The organism is Clostridium sp. FP2 (assembly GCF_011065955.2).
GTDB classification, from domain to species: domain Bacteria; phylum Bacillota; class Clostridia; order Clostridiales; family Clostridiaceae; genus Clostridium_AD; species Clostridium_AD tagluense.
The window spans coordinates 918,565-937,909 of record NZ_JAAMNI020000001.1; the positions used below are offsets into that span (position 1 = coordinate 918,565).

The following is a 19,345-nucleotide window of genomic DNA, read 5'->3' on the forward strand; positions in this document are numbered from 1 at the left end:
GCTATAATACTTTATTGGATAATATGTCAGTATTTGCATTTTTCTTTTTAACTATATCAAATAAACGATTAAAAGTAAATATTTTGTTCGCTTATTTAACGAATATTTTAATTACTTGTTGAATTTTAATAGCATGTGACAAATTCAGTTTTTTCCAACAACAAAGGTAAAGTAGGTGTCAAGCATTTTTGAAAATGTCCTCAAATATTTAAAACATTAGCACCAGTTTTTCTGGTGCTTTTATTAATTTTGGTTACTTAATGAATGTTGCACAAAGTGGCTATAAGATTATTTAATTACTTTGAAATTTTCCTAAAATCTTTTCTAAATATCTTTTAGCCGTAGGCTTCTAAATTTTGATACATTAAAGCTTAAAGGTCATTTTTGAAAATGTGTATGAATCCTTCTATTTATATTAGCGTAGCTAATGGATGAGAATCCATTTCTTTTTATTAATTTGATTTTATTATTTATGACTTCCATTGGTCAGTTTCTTAATCTATTATCAAAGTATGTTTTGGGTTCACTTAATAAACCTTTGAAGATTGTCTTTTTCAAAGATCTAAAATGAACAGATTTTTAGTGTTTCTATGCTACATTATTGTTACGGTGAGCCTGTTTCTTTAAATACCGCTCAAATGAATCTTGTTTCCAAGGATGACTCATTGGTGGTATGTAGCGTTTGCTAGGTTGGGTATTTGGAACTGCTAAATCAAAGTTTTTGGAGGAGAGTTCATGTCCAGGTAATAAATCTAGCGCATAAACTTTCTCATCTACACACAAGAAAATCTCGCCATTAAATGATTGAATTACCGTTCCAACTGTTCCTTTGCGATAATGTACAGGATATCCATTGCAATCAACAGGCAAATAATAATTCTTTTTAAATTTGATACAACTTCCGTTATCCACCTTCCTACTGGTCAATACGGCAAGAGTTAAGTTGATTTTTTCAATATCTGGTTGCATTTCAAAGACAGATTTGATATTATCAACAGGTAATGCAAACTGAGCATTGAATTCTTTTATGTAGGAGTTTAAGAATTCGTTTGCTTGCTCAATTGTGTTTATACCACTTATCCGCATTTCCAAGGGGAGGCGTGATTGTAACGTCTGAAACATTCTTTCTACGCGTCCCTTGGCTTGTGGAACACTACTGGTTTTAATTTCAATACCTAATTGTTTACATGCATAGCTAAATTGTGTAAATGTGTCCTCTTCAACTGAAGGGGAATTTTTTTGTTTATATTCAAAGACAGTACGTCTATCAGTGAATAACATGTAGGGAATACCATAGTTAGTAAGTACTTGGTGTAGTACATGATAGTACCCATTTAAAGTTTCTTGTGAATCGAAATAAGCCCCCACAATAGCGCCAGTAGCATCATCTACTGCGATATGCAACTGACTTTTCTCGTTACCGAACCAAAGATGTACCGAAGCATCCATTTGAAGCATTTCGCCTGCATAAGCACATCTTGGACGTCTAGGATGTGCATCCTCGGCAGCAATTATGGAACTTTGAATTTTAGCAATTTCTTTTATAGAATTAGTTGCCTTTTGCAGCTCCTTTAATTCAGCCTTAATTCTTTTTCTTGTAGCACGCTTCGCCTTAGGGGACAGGATGAAATCCTGCATAAGGATGGAACGAATGGTGCTAGTAGAAACCGTTATATCCTCGTGCTTTTTTAGCAATTCGCAAAAATGGGTAATATTAGCTTCAGGGTATTTGGTGCAATATAAATCTAGGATTAACTGCTTGGTATTAGCATCAAGAGCATGTGCGGGCTTTCGCCCTCGATTACCATGAATAAAGAATTCTTTCCCACTTTCTTTATACCCCTTAATTATTCTGTTAATATGCCTAACCGAACAATTGAGAGCAATAGCTGCTCTCTTTTTATTGCCATCTGTTTCTATTAATTTTTTTATAGTAGAGTACTTATCCATTTCTTCCATAGTTAAATTCACCTTTCTTATTATCAGCACCTCATTTCTAGTCATGAGGTTTATTATACAATGTTTTCATATTTGGGACATAATCAAATGTGGTATAGTAAGACATTATCATAAATCAATCATATTTTTTCCAACAACAAAGGTAAAGTAGGTTGACAAATTTAATATATTGTTATACACTAAACAATATAATTTTATAAGACCTCACTTTTATATGTGGGGTAGAGGCGCGACATTTAACAGTCTTTAGTGGAGTTTGAGAAGCATTGATACTAGAGAGAAGGAAAGGTCGCCGAAGCAAATAAAATCTCAATATTATTTGCTGGGTCTGCAGTTAAGAGTTGCAGGACTGTCTCAATAAGCTTCCCGGTTTATTGAGTTGTGCTATCTCATTTGGGAAAAGAAGAGGTTTAGGGACAACTATGCATGTTGAGACCTGAGTTTATCTCAGGTCTTTTTTTGTTTGGGGAAATTCCTAAGAGGATTAAATAGTGCCACCTAATGTACAGGTGGCATTTTTAATTTAAATATATTATATGAATCTAGTACAAAAGAAGGAGAGAAGTAGTTATGAAAAAGAAATTATTATTATTAATAGTAGCATATCTATCAGTAGTTATGCTTTTAACAGGATGTGGGTCAAGCAGTAGTTCAAAAGAGGCAAAAGCAGAAGAGGCGGGTGGAAAATTTAAAGTAGGTCTTGAAGCTGGATATGCACCATTTAACTGGACTCAAATGGATGCTTCTAATGGTGGGGTTAAAATTGAAGGCGGCTCAGAATATGCAGGCGGATATGATGTAGAAATCGCTAAAAAGATTGCCAAAGATTTAGGAAAAGAATTGGTTATTACTAAAACTGAGTGGGATGGTCTTGTACCAGCATTAGCTTCGGGTAAAGTAGATGCAATTATTGCAGGTATGTCACCCACAGCAAAACGTAGAGAGGTTATTGATTTCTCGGATAACTACTATAAATCAGATTTAGTTATGCTTGTTAAAAAGGGTGGAAAATATGATGCAGCCACTTCTATTAAGGATTTTAAGGGAGCAAAAATAACTGCCCAATTAAATACATTCCACTATTCAGTAATAGATCAAATTCAAGGCGTAAACAAGGAACCAGCTATGGACAACTTTCCTGCCATGAGAGTTGCTCTTGAATCAGGAATGATTGATGGGTACGTATCAGAACGTCCTGAAGGCGTTAGTTCGGAGGCTGCAAATAAAAGCTTTAAAATGGTAGAATTTAAAAGTGGATTTACTACAACAGACGCGGATACGTCAATTGCTGTAGGGATTGCAAAAGGTAGTGATTTAACTGTGAAAATTAATAAAACATTAGCTGGCATATCAAAAGCAGATCGTAAAAACATTATGGATGCTGCAATAAAGAACCAACCATCAGCTAAATAGTATTTATTTATGATATAAGGAGGAGAAAGATGAGCTTTGAATGGGTAGTAAAAATCATTTCAAATAACTGGCCAATGTTCATACGTGGAGCAGGTACGACACTCTTAATTTCCATGGTGGGTACTATTATAGGTTCCATAATCGGTTTATTAATAGGGGTTGTACGTACTATTCCAATGCCCCAGCGAGGAATAAAAAGAGTCATGCTTAAAGCTGTTAATGCTATTCTTTTTGTTTATATAGAGATATTCCGTGGAACGCCTATGATTGTACAAGCAATGGTAATTTATTACGGATCTGCTTTAGCATTTGGTATAAATATGAATAGGTTATATGCAGCAATTTTTATCGTTTCAATTAATACAGGGGCTTACATGTCAGAAATTATCCGTGGTGGTATTGTTTCTATCGATAAAGGACAATTTGAAGCAGCTCATGCTATAGGTATGAATCATATTCAAACTATGACGAGTGTAATAATACCACAAGTAATTCGTAATATCTTACCAGCAACGGGTAATGAATTTGTAATCAATATAAAAGATACATCAGTACTTAATGTAATTTCGGTAACAGAATTATATTTCCAAACAAAATCAATTTCAGGAAATAATTTTAGATATTTTGAAACATTTTTTGTTGCATGTATTTTGTATTTTATAATGACCTTCACAATAACAAGGATTTTGCGCTACATTGAAAGGAAATTAGATGGTCCGGACAATTATATTATGTATGCTAATCAAATGCAGGTAGAAACTCCGGAAGATATGTGTCGTAGAACAAGAAATAGTGACGAGAATAAATATTAGGCGAAGGAGTAGGAAGTATGGAAAAAATAATTAATATACAGCATTTAAGCAAATCATTTGGAAATCATGAAGTGTTAAAAGACATTGATTTTTCAGTAAATAAAGGCGAAGTAGTCTGCGTCATAGGTTCTTCTGGATCTGGTAAATCTACTCTTCTTCGGTGCGTTAACCTTCTAGAAAAACCTAGTGGTGGTGAAATCATCTATAAAGGAGAAAACATTTTAGATGATAAACATGATATCTACGCCTACCGTACAAAGCTTGGTATGGTGTTTCAACAATTCAACTTATTTAATAATCATAATGTTTTAAGCAACTGCGTGGTTGGACAAATAAAAGTGTTAAAGCGTTCCAAAGAGGAAGCAGAAAAAGTAGCTATGAAATATTTGAAAGTGGTTGGAATGGAGCAATATGTTAATGCAAAACCAAAACAATTATCAGGTGGCCAAAAACAACGTGTGGCTATCGCAAGAGCACTTTCTATGGAACCAGATGTGATGCTCTTTGATGAACCAACATCAGCCCTTGATCCTGAGATGGTAGGTGAAGTTCTTAAAGTTATGAAGGAACTTGCGGAGTCTGGTCTTACTATGTTAATAGTAACTCATGAAATGGAGTTTGCAAAAGAAGTATCTGACCGTGTAGTATTTATGGACAAAGGAATCATAGCAGAAGAAGGAAGTCCAGCGCAAATTTTCAATAATCCAAGGGAGGAACGTACCAAGGAATTCTTAAAGCGTACATTAAAGCAGATGTAATATAATTTGTGAAGGATGATAAATATATGTATTTGCAAAAAGGAAATTAAAAGCAATCCATGCCTTTGAAAAAGAATATTTAGGTTAAGGGAGAAATCTCTTAGCCCTTTTTTTTTCACTGAAAGTAACTAGTTGTCTTTTGTGTAAAGTATATATTAGTTGTAGGTGCTACTCAAAGGGGTGTTTGTAGGGTATAATAAATTAGTAAAATAACAAGGCCTACATTAAAAATATTTATTGTGAATATTAATTTAGAAGGTATAAGTTATGAATTTTTTTAAGCTGTAAAAATAAAAAAAAAGAGGGTAAAAATATGAAAAATGATATAAATAAAAACATGGAATTAATGAAAAAAATTATTGAAGAAAAAAAAGCAAAATCTTCCACGCAAAAAAATAATAAGAGAGGAGCAGTCAATGGAGCACAAAGCGCATCATCAGGTAATGGTGGAGGTTTAGTTGGTAAAAATAACAGGGGACTTTAAATAATGAAAAATTTAATTTTTGTTGTTTATGGATTTTTAAATAAATATAAAAATATAGAACAAAACAGCCTGCTTACATAATCAGCAGGCTGTTTGTCTTTTTAACTTCTTCAATACTTAATCCCTTTTCCTTAGCAACCATTTCTATATCTTCTAATTCATCATATGGCATTTTAACTATTGCATAACATATAGTTATTGTTTGCTAAGTTCATAATATCTACAGTTGAATAATATCTAAATCATCAGGAACAATAATATTCCCTGAAAAAAATTCCTTACCTTCATCAATATATAGTTTTTTTCTGCTTAATATATTTTTATCTTCAGTATGAAACATAACTAAGGTTTTTACATTTAATTTAGATGCGGTTTCACATGCGTCCCTTACTGTAGCATGATGTTTTTCATAAGGTTTAAAGATATCCTTTTCTGAATACAAACAAAAAGCTTCATGAAAGAGGTAATCTACATTATTTGCATATTCAAGTAAAGCTTCCTTATAAGGCTCGTCTCCTAAAAATGCTAATTTTTTTCCGTTTTTAAGGATTGTGGTAAAGCCAAACTGAAGTTGTTTAGTGCTTTTAATATCAAAAAACTCTACATTCCAATCTAATATAGTACACGTACAGTTATTATGAATTTCATTAAATAGTATTCTATTTCCAATGTGTCTTGTAAGTTTTTCATCTAAAAGTATGCTGGTTAATGTATTTATTGCGTCAATATTATCTTTATGACAATAAATAATTAGATTACCTTCATACTTTCCATTAATAATTTGCTGAGCCACAGCCCTAATAATCCAAACAATACCAGAAATATGATCGTTATGTCTATGGGATATAAAAACATGATGGATTTCATTGATACCTATATCTAATTTTTCTAGGTTTGAAAGTATAGTATTTCCACCACCAGTGTCCACCAATAAATGTTCTTTACCCTTTGAAATCGTAAAACATGTGTTATAACATTTTGTAACCATAGCATTTCCAGTACCTAAAATATTAACTAATTCCATATATATTCATTCTCCTCTATATTAGGTTGAATTTCTGACCTAATCTCTTATTATAATATCACTTATCATTATTATTACAGGAAAAAAAATCTTTTTCAATAGCCTATAATCTGTTAGGAACTCCCTATTCTATTAGTATCATTTTAGAAACTATGAATAAAAAAAGTGCGTACTTGCATTAAGTTTATATTAAACTTAGAATAATACTATTGGCCAATAACAAATTAAATAGTGAAATAGGAGTGTGGAATTTTGAAAAAATTATTTACAGAGTTTAGTATTAAAAATGTAAAAATGAAGAATCGTATTTGTGTTCCTCCGATGGTTATTGGATTTAGAGATGATGGATATGTAGCATTTGAAAATGTAGAACGTTATAAAGAATTAGCTAAAGGTGGAGCAGGACTCATAATTCAAGAAGCTACCTGTGTTAATGGTGATGGTAAACTAATGGAAAAGCAGCTTGGAATATGGAAAGATGATCAAATTGAAGGATTAAAAAGTATAGTTGATGCAGTTCATGAAGAAGGTTGTCCAATATTTATTCAAATTCATCATGCAGGAGTTGTTGGAATATCAGAAGATCCAATATGTCCAAGTCCCTATGAATATAAAAATTATGCTGGAAGTGTTGTTGGACATGAAATCACTAGGGAAGATATAAAATCTATACAAAATGATTATATTGAAGCTACAAGAAGAGCTTATAAAGCAGGCTATGATGGGGTTGAACTTCATGGATGCCATGCATATTTAATAAGCCAGTTTTTAAATAAAAAAGTAAATAAGAGAACTGATGAATATGGCAAAAATCCTGAAAAATTTGTTGTAGAAATAATAGATGGGATTAGAAAAGTAACACCAAAAGAATTCATTGTTGGAATCCGTTTGGGAGGATTTGAACCAACAATAGAAGATGGAATACATTATGCTAGAGTATTGGAAAAAAATGGAATAGATTTCCTTGATATTTCTTATGGATTTATGAGTGAACAGGAAATGCATGTAAATGAAGAGTATAAATACTCTAATGCTGTTTATGCAGCGCAAATAATTAAAGAACAAGTTTCAATTCCAGTATTTGCAGTTAACGGAATTAATTCCGCGGAGATTGCAGAAGAAATATTAAATGAAATAAATGTAGACATTGTAGATATTGCTAAAGGATTTCTTATAAATCCTAATTGGGCAAATGATGCCAGAGAAGGTAAAGATACTGGAAAATGCTTGAATTGTGCAAAATGTATGTGGTTTGGTCAGGCTAAGGTTTGTGCAGGAAAAGTTATATTTGAGAGAGATAATAAATAAAAGTAATAGTAATAAGTACAAAAATTTAATTATAAAAGTTGAGCATAAACTCCTAGTTTTTACTATGATCTCTGAGGTCATAGTAAAAACTAGGAGTTTTAATTATATGTTCGCTAATAGTGATTCATAATTTTAAGCCAAATTATCGGTTGAAAAAACATGCTTTAGTTCTAGAGATATGCTACCATTATTGACAACGATTGTAAAGTGAGCTATGATGTTATTATATATTCTAGGCATCTCCCTTATGCATTTGTGGGAAGTGTCTTTTATGTTGTTTAATAGAATTTCATTTAATGTATTATAAAGGAGATATAATTATTATGCATTCAAGTAATGAGCTGACATCATATGCTTTTAGAGCTATTTTAAGTCATTTGGTTGATATGGAGGAAAGAAAAAATGAAATAGCAAATGAAATTTTTAGTGACTTTTCAAGTTTGCATGACGATTTTGACTGCTTCATAGATAACTATTTAAAAAAGCTTGAGGAACTGATAAAAACGGTGAAAATTGTTGATAAACCAAGTCGTGAAAAATTAAAGTCCCTAAACTATTTACCCTATGTGATTATTGGAAGTACAGTTGACCTGGAGAATATAAACAACCTTAATAACCATTTTTTTAAGATTGTTAACCCTTACCATACTTCCAATTCAAAAGACAACTTATCTTGTTTATCAGCGTTAGGTAAATCCTTAATGCTTAACAAACCTGGAGATATTATCAAAACTAAACTTAACGAAGATGAAGATGAATGTCTCTATAAAATTAAATCAATACGGTATAATTAAATAATTCTACGTGAGAGGAGCACTTACAAATGTCTCGAAAAATATTTATAACTGAATCAGACAAGCATAAATTATTGGAAATAATTAATAAATATGAAGATTCAAAAAACAAACAAAATCTAAAAGACCTTGAAGCAGAAATAAATAGAGCAGACGTCACTAGCCATGAACAAATGCCCAGCGATGTTATCACTATGAATACAAAGGTTATCTTATTAGTTGGAGATACTGAAGAAGAAATTAATCTCGTATACCCAAGTGAAGCTGATATTTCAAAAAATAAGATTTCTGTATTATCCCCTATTGGGACAGCTATTCTCGGTTATTGTGAAGGTAGTATTATAGAATGGAAAGTGCCAGACGGAACAGTGCAGATTGAGGTAAAGAAAGTCCTTTTTCAACCCGAGGCTCAGGAGCATTATAAGTTATAACTGTTAGCAAAACAAAATTGTGCTTACAATTTGTTCACGTTACCCCGGTAGGTTGTGCGATAATTAGTTTTTAAATATAATCCACATTTGAACTAGAAGTTTCAAAAGGTTAAGGGAGAAATCTCTTAGCCTTTTTTTCATTATATAGGAAACGACTTACGCAAATGATTGTGGATAATATTTGTACTCGACTGTAAGGAGATTTTATTTATGTAAACAAATAAAATACTTGACAATATATTCCTACAAGCGTAATCTGTATTTAAAGACTACACTTGTAGGAAGGAGGTTGTTATATGAATGAAATAAATTTAAATATATCAGATGCGGAGTGGATTGTTATAAAAATATTGTGGGAAAAGTCTCCACTGACATCTACCAATATAATTGAGGCTTTAAGTCCTGGAACCAATTGGAGTCCTAAAACTATTCATTCATTAATTAGTAGATTAGTTAAGAAAGGAGCTGTAGGTGTTAATAAGGACTGTTCTCAGTTTCAATTTTATCCTCTCGTAGAAAAAAAAGATTGTGTAATGAAAGAGACTAGATCATTTATAAAAAAGGTTTATGACGGCTCACTTAAGCTTATGGTAACTAATTTTATTAAGGATGAAAAACTATCAAAGGATGAAATTGAGGACTTACAAAGGTTACTTAATGAAAAGATGAAGAAGAAATGAAAGGTAGGTAAAAGCTAATGAATTGGGCCAACTTGTTTGAACAAATTCTATTACTATCTATAATGGGCAGTATAGTATCAATGGCTATACTGGTTATAAAAGCTGTTTTTAGACAAAAGCTCAGTGCAAAGGTTCATTACTATATTTGGTTTTTGCTTGTACTCAAAATTATAATACCACTGAACATTCAAAGTCACTTAAATCCATTTAATTTTATTAATGGTGAATCACAAAGATACGATGTATATTCAATGGTAAAGCAAAATCTTGCAAGCAGTACAACTTTAAATATAAATAATAGTACTAACATTAATAAAATGCAAGAAAGCAGTGTAGTTAAGGAAAAATATGAAAATACTAGGGTGGTAGATAATAATAGACTGGGATTTAACTATAAAACTGGAGCTTTAATTTGGTTGATTGGAGCTTTATCAATTCTATTATATATAATCATTGTAAATATAATGTTATGGATTAGTATAAAGAAAAGTCCTCATTGTGAAAGACCGGATATAGATAAAATATTACAAGTAGCTAAATTAAGACTAAAAGTACATTCTAAAATATCTGTTATTTATGAAAAGCATCTAAAATCACCTGCGGTTTATGGAATTATAAGGCCTAAAATATTAATTTCAGAAAATATCATTAATAGATTAACCCCAGAAGAACTTAAATTTGTGTTTTTACACGAGGTAACTCATATAAAAAGGAAAGACTTGGTAATAAATGTAATGGTAATGCTTCTTCAAGTTATTTATTGGTTTAATCCACTAATTTGGTATTCACTTTATCAATTTAAGCAGGATTGTGAAGTAGCCTGCGACGCAACAGCACTTACTGTTCTAAGTTCTAAGGAGATTATAGAATATGGGCAGACTATTATAAATATGCTTAAAATACTTTCGAAATCCGATTTGGCTATGGGTACTCTTGGTTTTTCTAATAAATATAGTAAAAGGAGAATAACTATGATAACATTATTTAGTAAAAAATCTATAACATGGACTATTGTAGCTTTGTCTTTGGTCCTAATGGTAGGGTGTTCAAGTATAACTAAACCATCAAATGATAATAAAGGTAAGGAAGAAGTTACAACTGTATCTAATGTTCAGTCAGATGCAGATGGGAATACGTCTTCTTCAAATAATGATGCTAAAGAGGCTAAAGATACTGACAGTGATAGTGCTGAGCGTATTATAACTAAGTATATTAACACGTATTACACAATAACAAAAGAAGACATAGAATTGTACAAAAAAATAGTAGGTGGTAATAAAGATATAAATGTCCTTGTAAGTGACAGTAATAAGGCTAATGAAAAGTTTAAGAATTTAATGACGGATACTGCATATGCAGCCATTGTAGCTGGTAGAATGTCTTATTTAAGATGTAAAGAAGCTAATGAAAACAACTATTATGTAGCTGTAAAAAGCATAAAACTTGAAAAATATTCAGAGGAGACGCAGACCAAAGTATATTATTATGATATAGAATTAACACAAAGGTCTATATCAGGAAATAAAGTAAAAAATATCAAAGATAGAAAGCAAATGACTGTATCTAAGATTAAAGACAATTGGAAAGTTAGTAATTCATATACACATGGTTATTAAAAGAAAACCTTTAATGAATTTTCTATTTGCGACAAATCAATTTAAGTTGCCTCCTATGATGTCTGAACAGTAGCCTAAAAACAGGTAGGGTGCAAAATTTAAATATAAAAGTTGAACATAAACTCCCAGTTTCTGTTATGATCTCTGAGGTCATAGTAAAAACCGGGAGTTTATACTTTCTAGTTAAAAAAAGCATGAAAAATATCTAATAAACAGTTATAAGATCCAGTTTATTAATCCCCTTGCTTAAATTTATTATTCTAACTTTCTTATCCTTGTCTATGTATGATTTTAACACAGTGTATTTAAATATCTGTTTACAAGGCTTTACTACTTGTTTGGGAGCAACAGTTCATAGTAGAATGTAATATAAGGCATTATTATAAGTTTCAATTATCAAGACTTATCAAAAGAAAGGTGGATATATATGAATCAAGAGTTAAAAACAGGGGGTAACACATCTCTTAGTTCTTCAAAAGGCTCTGTTATTGTAACACATGATATAGACAAAAATATAGATGTATCTTTAACAGCTTTTCTTGTGACAGATGCAGGAAAAGTTTTAGGCGATAGTGGAATAGTATTCTACAACCAGATGGAAGGACCAAATGGCATAGCTACATTTATTCCTTCTGTTGACAGCGGAAGTACAAAAACACATAAAATTGATTTTGATTTAAGCAAGTCATCAGGAGGTATAACTAAAATAGCTGTAACTTTGACAGAGGGAAACAACACTGGATTTGCAAGTGTGAAAAACTTAAAAGCTGAAATACAGGTAGGCAGTGACGTTATTCAGCTAATACCCTCAAGTTTCACAACTGAAAATGGTATAGTTGTCACGGAGTTGTATCTAAGAAGCGGAAGTGCAAAAGCTAAGGCAGTATGGAAGGGCTTTGCAGCAGGTCTAGATGGATTATGTTTAAATTATGGAGTAGAAGTGGAAGCAGAAGAAAAACAACCTGTACAACCTGTGAAGTCAGTTGTTAACCTTAAGAAGACCAGTGGTAAAGTAAATTTATCTAAAGGCGAGAAGCCTATTTTAATTGAAAAAACTACCCAAATAACAGCATCAGTTTCTTGGGATTCTGGTACAGACTATGATATTTATGCACTAGTATACACTAAATCTGGTAAACAAATTGATGTAGCTATGTTCGGTGCTAAAGGTGTACCAGTATTGCAAAATTTTGATAACGGTACTGTAGAGCATATGGGAGATGTAGGAAGAGGTAAAAAACTAGGTTGGGGTAAGTCAAAAAAAGAAGTCAGCAAAACAGAGACAATTAAAATGCGTTTTAATGACGATATTATTGCAGTAGTTCCTGTAGCTTACTCTGCACAGTCAAATGGCTCTGGTTCTTTCCATAAGTATAAGGTATCGATGTGCATAGATAATAACGCAGGTACAGAAGTTACGATTTCCGCAGAAAATGCAAATAATAATAATGGAATATACACCTGTGTACCAGGCATGTTATTAAACACACCAGATGGGGTAATAATAAAACCTATTGAAATGTACAGTACTCAAGGTTCGGAGAATAGACCAAAGTTAGAGGAGGGTGCTGACGGTAACATAGAGATAGTTATGGATAAAGGACCGAAAAATAACTATAAATAAGGATAAATTATTATTTACTAAGGCGTTGGTCTAAAGCTTGTGGCGATAAAGTTATATCTTCCATTACTCCTATCCTAGTGCTTAGTTGTAATAAGCTTGATTTGCACAAGTATTCACCAGTAAATAGGCATATATAGACTGATACACTATTGTAGTAGTGTTAATAAAAATGTTAAAGGTACACCAACGACTTACGCTTTAATTACTATATATTTAGTTAATAGATGTTACTTAAATGATTGTTTTGAGGTATAATTGATTAATAAAAGAGGGGGTGAAATTATGGAAACTGAGGTAGAAAAGTCAACAATAAGGTCAATAAAAAAGCGTAAGAAAATTGTTTTAGGTATTATAATTTCTATTTGTACTTTATTTATAATATACTTTGGGATGGCAATATATTTTATGAATCATTTTTATTTTGGTTCTACAATAAATAAAATTAGTGTTTCAGGTAAAAGTGTAGAGGCTGTAAATGAACAAATGGCATCTGAGATTCAAAAATATAAGTTAAACATAAAAGAACGAGGCGGTACAAATGAACAAATTAGCGGGAAAGAAATTGGCTTAAAGTATGATATGAATGTGGAGTTTAAGGAGTTTAAAGACAAACAGAACCCTTATAAATGGGTTTCAGGAGTTTTTAATACAAAAGATTCTAAAATGATAGTAGGAGTTAAATATGATAAAGATTTATTAAAAGAACAATTCGATAAGCTTTCTTGTTTTGATAGTAGTAAGGTAATTGAACCTAAAAATGCAGGATATAAGTATATAAATAATAGTTATGTGATTGTGGATGAAGTCATTGGAAACAAGGGCAATAAAGACATTTTATATAAGTATGTGATAGATGCAGTTAGCACAGGTGAAACAACAATAGATTTGGAGTCAAGTAATTACTACGTTAAGCCGCAATATACTTCAAAATCCCCAAAGGTCGTTGCTACAAGGGACATGCTTAACAAATATGTATCTTCAAAGATTACCTATACTTTTGGGAAAGATAAAGAAATTTTAGATGGTTCTAAAATAAATAAGTGGGTTACAGTTGATGAAAATAGTGAAGTAACATTTAATGAAGAACAAGTTGAAATCTATATGGACGTACTTGCTAGTGAATATAACACAGTTGCAAAGACGAGAAATTTTGTTTCATCATCAGGAAAGGTAATTAATATTGGTGGCGGTAGTTATGGATGGGCCATTAATAAGGTTAAAGAAATCCAAGATTTAATTTCAATCATAAAGGAAGGGAAATCTATAGAAAAAGAACCTGCATATTATCAAACCGCATTGTATCATGGCAAGGATGATATTGGAAAAACATATGTAGAAATAGATCTTTCAGGGCAACACTTATGGTTTTATAAAAACGGAGTGCTGATAACACAAGGGGATGTTGTTACAGGTAATGATGGATCTGATAAGACTAGAACACCCAGCGGCATTTATATGATCAATTATAAAGAAAGAAATGCAACGCTTAAAGGTGAAGGCTACGCTTCGCCTGTGAATTATTGGCTACCTTTTAATGGAGGAATAGGAATTCATGATGCAGGCTGGCGAGATAAGTTTGGGGGAGTGCTGTATAAGACAGGCGGATCCCATGGTTGTATAAATTCACCATACGATGTAGCAAAAACAGTATTTGATAATATAGAGACAGGTACTCCAGTTGTTTGTTATTAGTAGCAGATAAATTCACTTAATTTTAAAACAGTAGCTTATTTCATAGAGAAATCTATGGGGTAGGCTTTCTCTAATTGATTGAGAGAATGGAATAGTATTTATTTAAATAAATGGTATAATATACAAAATAAGTTGGAAACTAATGCAAGTTCAAATGGAGGCAGTCTTATGTAAATCAGCCGGTAGCTTTTTGGCTCGCGATTCAAAAGTTTTCAATTCTTTAGTCATGTCGCTTCCGTATATAAGTATTGTTGTAGTAGCTGTAGTTAAAAATTGTTATGAATTAACAGGATTTTTAGTGATATAATATTAAAATAAATCATAATTGATAATTTTAAATTAGGAGTGAAGCGAATGGCAATTGGTGTTTATATTAATTTTAATGGAAACTGCCGCCAAGCGGTAGAGTTTTATGCACAGGCTTTTGGAACGGAAAAACCACAAATTATGACTTACGGTCAGACTCCACCTGACCCAAAATTTGTTATCCCAGAAGAAGCAAAGAATCTTGTGTTGCATGCACTGCTTAATATTACTGGAAGCAATATTATGTTTTCAGATGTTTTTCCGGGTACTCCTTTTACTAGCGGAAATAACATAACTCTTGTAGTAGGTAGTAAGAATATAGATGAAATTAAATCTTTATTTAATAACCTAAAAGAGGGAGGCACTGTAGACATGGAACTTCAAGAAACATTCTGGAGCAAGTGTTACGGTAGCCTAACGGATAAGTTTGATATTGGATGGCAATTTAGCTACGACAGTAAAGAAATGTAAAAGCAAAAAAAAGAATAAAAATGGTATAGAACTTTCTTATAAAGAAAAAGTTCTATACCATTTTTGCATCTAACCATTAGCAAATCAAATTGTGTTTACAAATTGTTCATGCCCCCTGGGGCAATGTCATTAATGATTGAAGATAAGACAATTAGAAAAATGAGTTCTTAAATGGAGTTATATCAAATGTAGTGCATTTTAAATCTTTATCTATTGTTGCATAATTAACTTATTAGTTGAGGGAAACTAATAAAATAAATCACCTAAACTCAGGAGGGATTAAAATGAATAAAAAAATAATAGTTTTAACATTAACGGCTTTATATGCTATAGGATCAACTACCAGTGCATATGCAACTAAGAGCATACAACCTGAAAATAGTAAAAACATTGAACAAAATGTAAAAGTTAAAAACAGATATGAAGTTATAGGAATTACTAATGTGAAAGAATTCGAAAAGTCTTTTAATATTATAAAATCTTTAGTTCAGAATAACGAAATATCAAAAGTTGCTAATTATGTTAGCTATCCTTTAAATGTTAACAAAAAAGATAAAAAAATAAAAATAAAATCCAAAGAAAATTTTATAAAAAGCTACAATACAATTATTACTGAAGATGTAAAAAAAGCATTATTAAATCAAGATGTTACAAAAACTTTTGTAAATTATCAAGGAGTTATGGTTGGTGATGGTGAGGTGTGGTTCACTCATATTAAGAATAAAGCCATGATTTACGCTATTAATATATTTGAAATTAATGAAAAACACGGGGTTAAAGACAGATAAAGTTCATAATTAGCAATAGTATTATAATAGTCATTAATAAGCGATGCCGTTGACATTATTAATTTATGAATTTTACTATAAATTTCAAGGAGATGTTACAAATGGAACTAAACGAAATCATGGATGAACTGAAGTCCCTTGGTAAAGAACGTATGAAAAAAATTTACATGAGCAATGGAGCGAGAGAACCTGTTTTTGGCGTAACCATAAACGATATGAAGCCGATTTTCAAGAAAATAAAATACAATCAGTCTTTGGCAGAGAAGCTATATGCAACAGGAAATTACGATGCCATGTATTTAGCCGGCATGATAGCTGAGCCAAAGAAAATGGTGGAAGAAGATTTTAACAGATGGATAGATGGCGCTTATTTTTATATGATTTCGGAATTCATTGTAGCAGTAACCCTTGCCGAAACAGATATTGCATTTTCCGTTGCCGACCGCTGGATTGATAGCGGAAAAGAATTAGAAGTGGCGGCTGGCTGGAGTTGCTACGAGTGGTTGTTAGGCACTCGTAAAGACAGTGAGTTCGACAAGGATAAGCTTTTGGCAATGCTTAATAGGGTGCGTGACACGATACACAACCAGCCAAATCGTGCTAAATTTGCTATGAACAATTTTATTATATCTGTTGGCGTTTCATATTTGCCGCTTCATGAAGAAGCAAAGAAAATTGCGCGTGAGGTAGGAAAGGTAGATGTCTTTATAGGCAAAAAACTCTGCCTTACGAATATTGCAATAGAATATATTCAAAATGGAGTTGATAAAGGAAAAATAGGATTTAAACGTAAACATGTAAGATGTTAAAGTATGGTGACAAGCACCGAAGTTATCCAGTTATTAGTACTAACAGAAAAACCGTGGGATACCACAAAAAAGAGATGCTATGAATTAGTTGAAATTTATATGAAGTAGTTTGGATGTATTTGAACAGGAGGATAATATGGGATATGAATATATTGAAATTATAGGGGCAAGGGAAAACAACCTGAAAAACATCAATTTAAATGTACCAAAAGGGCAGATAACAATTTTTACAGGGGTATCAGGTTCTGGTAAATCATCCATCGTTTTTGATACGATTGCGCAGGAAGCTGGAAGGCAGTTAAATGAAACCTTCAGTAAATTCGTTCAAGTGTTTATGCCCAAATATAGACATCCTGATGTTGATGCTATTAAAAACTTATCATTAGCGATTATTGTGCAGCAAAAGAGAATTGGCGGAAATTCCCGTTCAACATTGGGTACAATTACAGATATTGATCCAATAATACGATTATTATTTTCACGCATCGGGCAGCCTCATATAGGTCCTTCCAGTTATTTTTCTTTTAATGATCCAAATGGAATGTGTAAGACCTGCGAAGGCATTGGAAAGATAGTTACATTGGATCTTGACAAGGCCTTGGATAAAGAAAAATCATTAAACCAGGGTGCAATTTTACTTCCAGGTTTTAAAGTAGGAAATTGGATTTGGAAATCCTATGCAGCAACAGGCTTTTTTGATTGTGATAAAAAAATTAAGGATTATACAAAAGATGAATACGACAAGCTCGTATTTTGCAAAGAAGAAAAAATAAAATCCCCATTAATGGAGGACATTAATACTACATATTTAGGACTAGTTGAGCGATTTATCAGGTCAAACATTAAAACTGAATTTGAGAAATCAGAGGCATCCAAAAAGAAAATTGCGCCTTTTACAACGGAAGGACAATGCGATGATTGTTGTGGAAAAAGATATAATAAAACGGTATTATCATCAAAGATAATGGGTTATACAATCGCAGATTTTACTGCAATGCAAGTAGATTCACTTTTAGAACAGGTACAAAAGATTGAGGACAAAAAAGTAAAACCTATAATTGATAACTTGTCAGAGCGATTGAATGATTTGATTCAGATTGGGCTGGATTATGTAAGTTTGAACAGAGAAACATCCACTTTATCGGGTGGTGAGTCACAACGTGTTAAAATGGTTAAGCACCTTACCGGCAGCCTGATCAATGTTATGTATATATTTGATGAACCAAGCATAGGCTTACACGCTAGAGATGTCCATAGGTTGAATGAATTATTAGTTAAGTTAAGGGATAAAGACAATACAGTTATTGTAGTTGAGCATGACCCAGACGTTATAAAGATAGCAGATCATATTGTAGATGTTGGTCCAAAGGCAGGTATTAACGGTGGAAGGGTTATGTTTGAAGGCTCATACAATGAACTTTTGAGTTCAAATACATTAACGGGTGAATACATCGGAAGAAGCTTGCAGATTAAGAGTAAGCCAAGAATTAGTACTGATTTTTATGAAACAAAGAAGAGTAACCTACACAATTTGAAAAACGTTAGTCTAAGAATACCTAAGGGGATATTCTCGGTTGTATCAGGTGTTGCAGGTTCTGGCAAATCAACACTGGTTAACGGTGTCTTTGCGAATGAATATAAAGATGCGATTATTGTTGATCAGTCAGCAGTAAGCTCTAACCTACGTTCTAATCCAGCCACTTTCACAGGAATTATGGATATGATTCGTAAATCATTTGCTGATGAAAACAAAGTTAGTGCGGGATTGTTTAGTTATAATTCGGAAGGTGCTTGTGAGGCATGTAAAGGACGCGGTTTTATCGAAACAGATCTTTCATTTATGAATTCAGTGGAAACTATTTGTGAAGAATGTGGTGGCAAAAGGTTTAAGAGAGAGGTTTTAGACTACAAGTGTAATAAAAAGTCCATAGTTGAGGTTCTTGACATGACAATAGCAGAAGCCGTAGAATTCTTTACGCAAAAAGAAGTCATCAATAAGCTGAAGCATATCGCAGATGTTGGTCTTCACTATATGACATTGGGTCAGCCATTGGATACGCTGTCAGGTGGCGAATCTCAACGCTTAAAGCTTGCTAGAGAGTTGAGTAAAAAGGGTAATATCTATATAATGGATGAGCCTACAACAGGTCTCCATATGTCTGATATTACGAGTATTTTGAAAATCATTGACCGCCTAGTGGATAAGGGTAACACGGTTATTGTTGTTGAGCACAACCTTGATGTCATCCGGAACGCCGATTGGGTCGTTGATATGGGTGTTGAGGGAGGCAGCCGTGGTGGTCAAATTATTTTTGAAGGGACACCAGCTGACTTGAAGAACTGTAAAGAATCCATTACTGCAAGGTACTTGTAAAT

The 19,345-nt window shown here is 32.4% G+C and carries 18 protein-coding genes and 1 riboswitch; of the genes, 16 read left to right on the top strand and 2 right to left on the bottom strand.

The window, feature by feature from the left end:
* Nucleotides 1-588 precede the first annotated feature (588 nt).
* Nucleotides 589-2,004, bottom strand: coding sequence for an ISNCY family transposase (locus G9F71_RS04315; RefSeq protein ID WP_224626178.1), 1,416 nt, complete (start codon nt 2,002-2,004; stop codon nt 589-591).
* A 169-nt stretch (nt 2,005-2,173) separates the two neighbouring features.
* Nucleotides 2,174-2,354, top strand: a riboswitch (Lysine riboswitch).
* Nucleotides 2,355-2,529: 175 nt separating this feature from the next.
* Between G9F71_RS04315 and G9F71_RS04320 the strand changes: the two genes are divergently transcribed.
* From G9F71_RS04320 to G9F71_RS04335, 4 genes are all read left to right on the top strand, one after another.
* Nucleotides 2,530-3,372, top strand: coding sequence for a transporter substrate-binding domain-containing protein (locus G9F71_RS04320; RefSeq protein WP_164952303.1), 843 nt, complete (start codon nt 2,530-2,532; stop codon nt 3,370-3,372).
* A 29-nt stretch (nt 3,373-3,401) separates the two neighbouring features.
* Complete coding sequence (locus G9F71_RS04325) at nt 3,402-4,184, top strand: amino acid ABC transporter permease (protein ID WP_164952302.1); 783 nt, start codon at nt 3,402-3,404, stop codon at nt 4,182-4,184.
* Nucleotides 4,185-4,201: 17 nt separating this feature from the next.
* A complete protein-coding gene (locus tag G9F71_RS04330; protein ID WP_164952301.1) occupies nt 4,202-4,942 on the top strand; it encodes an amino acid ABC transporter ATP-binding protein in 741 nt (246 codons plus the stop codon).
* 313 nt (nt 4,943-5,255) lie between these two features.
* Complete coding sequence (locus G9F71_RS04335) at nt 5,256-5,426, top strand: hypothetical protein (protein ID WP_164952278.1); 171 nt, start codon at nt 5,256-5,258, stop codon at nt 5,424-5,426.
* Between the two features lie 220 nt (nt 5,427-5,646).
* Here G9F71_RS04335 and G9F71_RS04340 read toward each other — a convergent pair whose 3' ends face one another.
* Nucleotides 5,647-6,450 carry an MBL fold metallo-hydrolase gene (locus G9F71_RS04340; protein WP_164952300.1) on the bottom strand — a complete coding sequence of 268 codons (804 nt, stop codon included), beginning with the start codon at nt 6,448-6,450 and terminating at the stop codon, nt 5,647-5,649.
* A 252-nt stretch (nt 6,451-6,702) separates the two neighbouring features.
* On the opposite strand from G9F71_RS04340, the gene G9F71_RS04345 reads away from it, so the two are divergent.
* From G9F71_RS04345 to G9F71_RS04400, 12 genes are all read left to right on the top strand, one after another.
* A complete protein-coding gene (locus G9F71_RS04345) occupies nt 6,703-7,758 on the top strand; it encodes a tRNA-dihydrouridine synthase (RefSeq protein ID WP_164952299.1) in 1,056 nt (351 codons plus the stop codon).
* 323 nt (nt 7,759-8,081) lie between these two features.
* Entirely contained in the window at nt 8,082-8,552 is a 471-nt protein-coding gene (locus tag G9F71_RS04350) for a GreA/GreB family elongation factor (protein WP_164952298.1), read from the top strand.
* Nucleotides 8,553-8,581: 29 nt separating this feature from the next.
* Nucleotides 8,582-8,983 carry a nucleoside diphosphate kinase regulator gene (rnk, locus tag G9F71_RS04355; RefSeq protein ID WP_164952297.1) on the top strand — a complete coding sequence of 134 codons (402 nt, stop codon included), beginning with the start codon at nt 8,582-8,584 and terminating at the stop codon, nt 8,981-8,983.
* A 296-nt stretch (nt 8,984-9,279) separates the two neighbouring features.
* Entirely contained in the window at nt 9,280-9,663 is a 384-nt protein-coding gene (locus tag G9F71_RS04360) for a BlaI/MecI/CopY family transcriptional regulator (protein WP_164952296.1), read from the top strand.
* A 17-nt stretch (nt 9,664-9,680) separates the two neighbouring features.
* A complete protein-coding gene (locus tag G9F71_RS04365) occupies nt 9,681-11,279 on the top strand; it encodes a M56 family metallopeptidase (protein WP_164952295.1) in 1,599 nt (532 codons plus the stop codon).
* Between the two features lie 427 nt (nt 11,280-11,706).
* On the top strand, nt 11,707-12,903 hold the full coding sequence (locus G9F71_RS04370; protein ID WP_164952294.1) for a TerD family protein: 1,197 nt from the start codon (nt 11,707-11,709) through the stop codon (nt 12,901-12,903).
* A gap of 282 nt (nt 12,904-13,185) precedes the next feature.
* A complete protein-coding gene (locus G9F71_RS04375) occupies nt 13,186-14,595 on the top strand; it encodes a L,D-transpeptidase family protein (protein WP_164952293.1) in 1,410 nt (469 codons plus the stop codon).
* Nucleotides 14,596-14,749: 154 nt separating this feature from the next.
* Nucleotides 14,750-14,902 (top strand): hypothetical protein, encoded by a 153-nt coding sequence (locus tag G9F71_RS04380; RefSeq protein WP_216275562.1) that lies wholly within the window; start codon nt 14,750-14,752, stop codon nt 14,900-14,902.
* A 47-nt stretch (nt 14,903-14,949) separates the two neighbouring features.
* Nucleotides 14,950-15,372, top strand: coding sequence for a VOC family protein (locus G9F71_RS04385; RefSeq protein WP_164952291.1), 423 nt, complete (start codon nt 14,950-14,952; stop codon nt 15,370-15,372).
* A 284-nt stretch (nt 15,373-15,656) separates the two neighbouring features.
* On the top strand, nt 15,657-16,160 hold the full coding sequence (locus tag G9F71_RS04390; RefSeq protein WP_164952290.1) for a hypothetical protein: 504 nt from the start codon (nt 15,657-15,659) through the stop codon (nt 16,158-16,160).
* Between the two features lie 101 nt (nt 16,161-16,261).
* The gene (locus G9F71_RS04395) at nt 16,262-16,969 is read left to right on the top strand and encodes a DNA alkylation repair protein (RefSeq protein WP_164952289.1); all 708 of its coding nucleotides are present in this window, start codon (nt 16,262-16,264) and stop codon (nt 16,967-16,969) included.
* A 136-nt stretch (nt 16,970-17,105) separates the two neighbouring features.
* Nucleotides 17,106-19,343 carry an ATP-binding cassette domain-containing protein gene (locus G9F71_RS04400; RefSeq protein WP_164952305.1) on the top strand — a complete coding sequence of 746 codons (2,238 nt, stop codon included), beginning with the start codon at nt 17,106-17,108 and terminating at the stop codon, nt 19,341-19,343.
* Nucleotides 19,344-19,345: the final 2 nt, after the last annotated feature.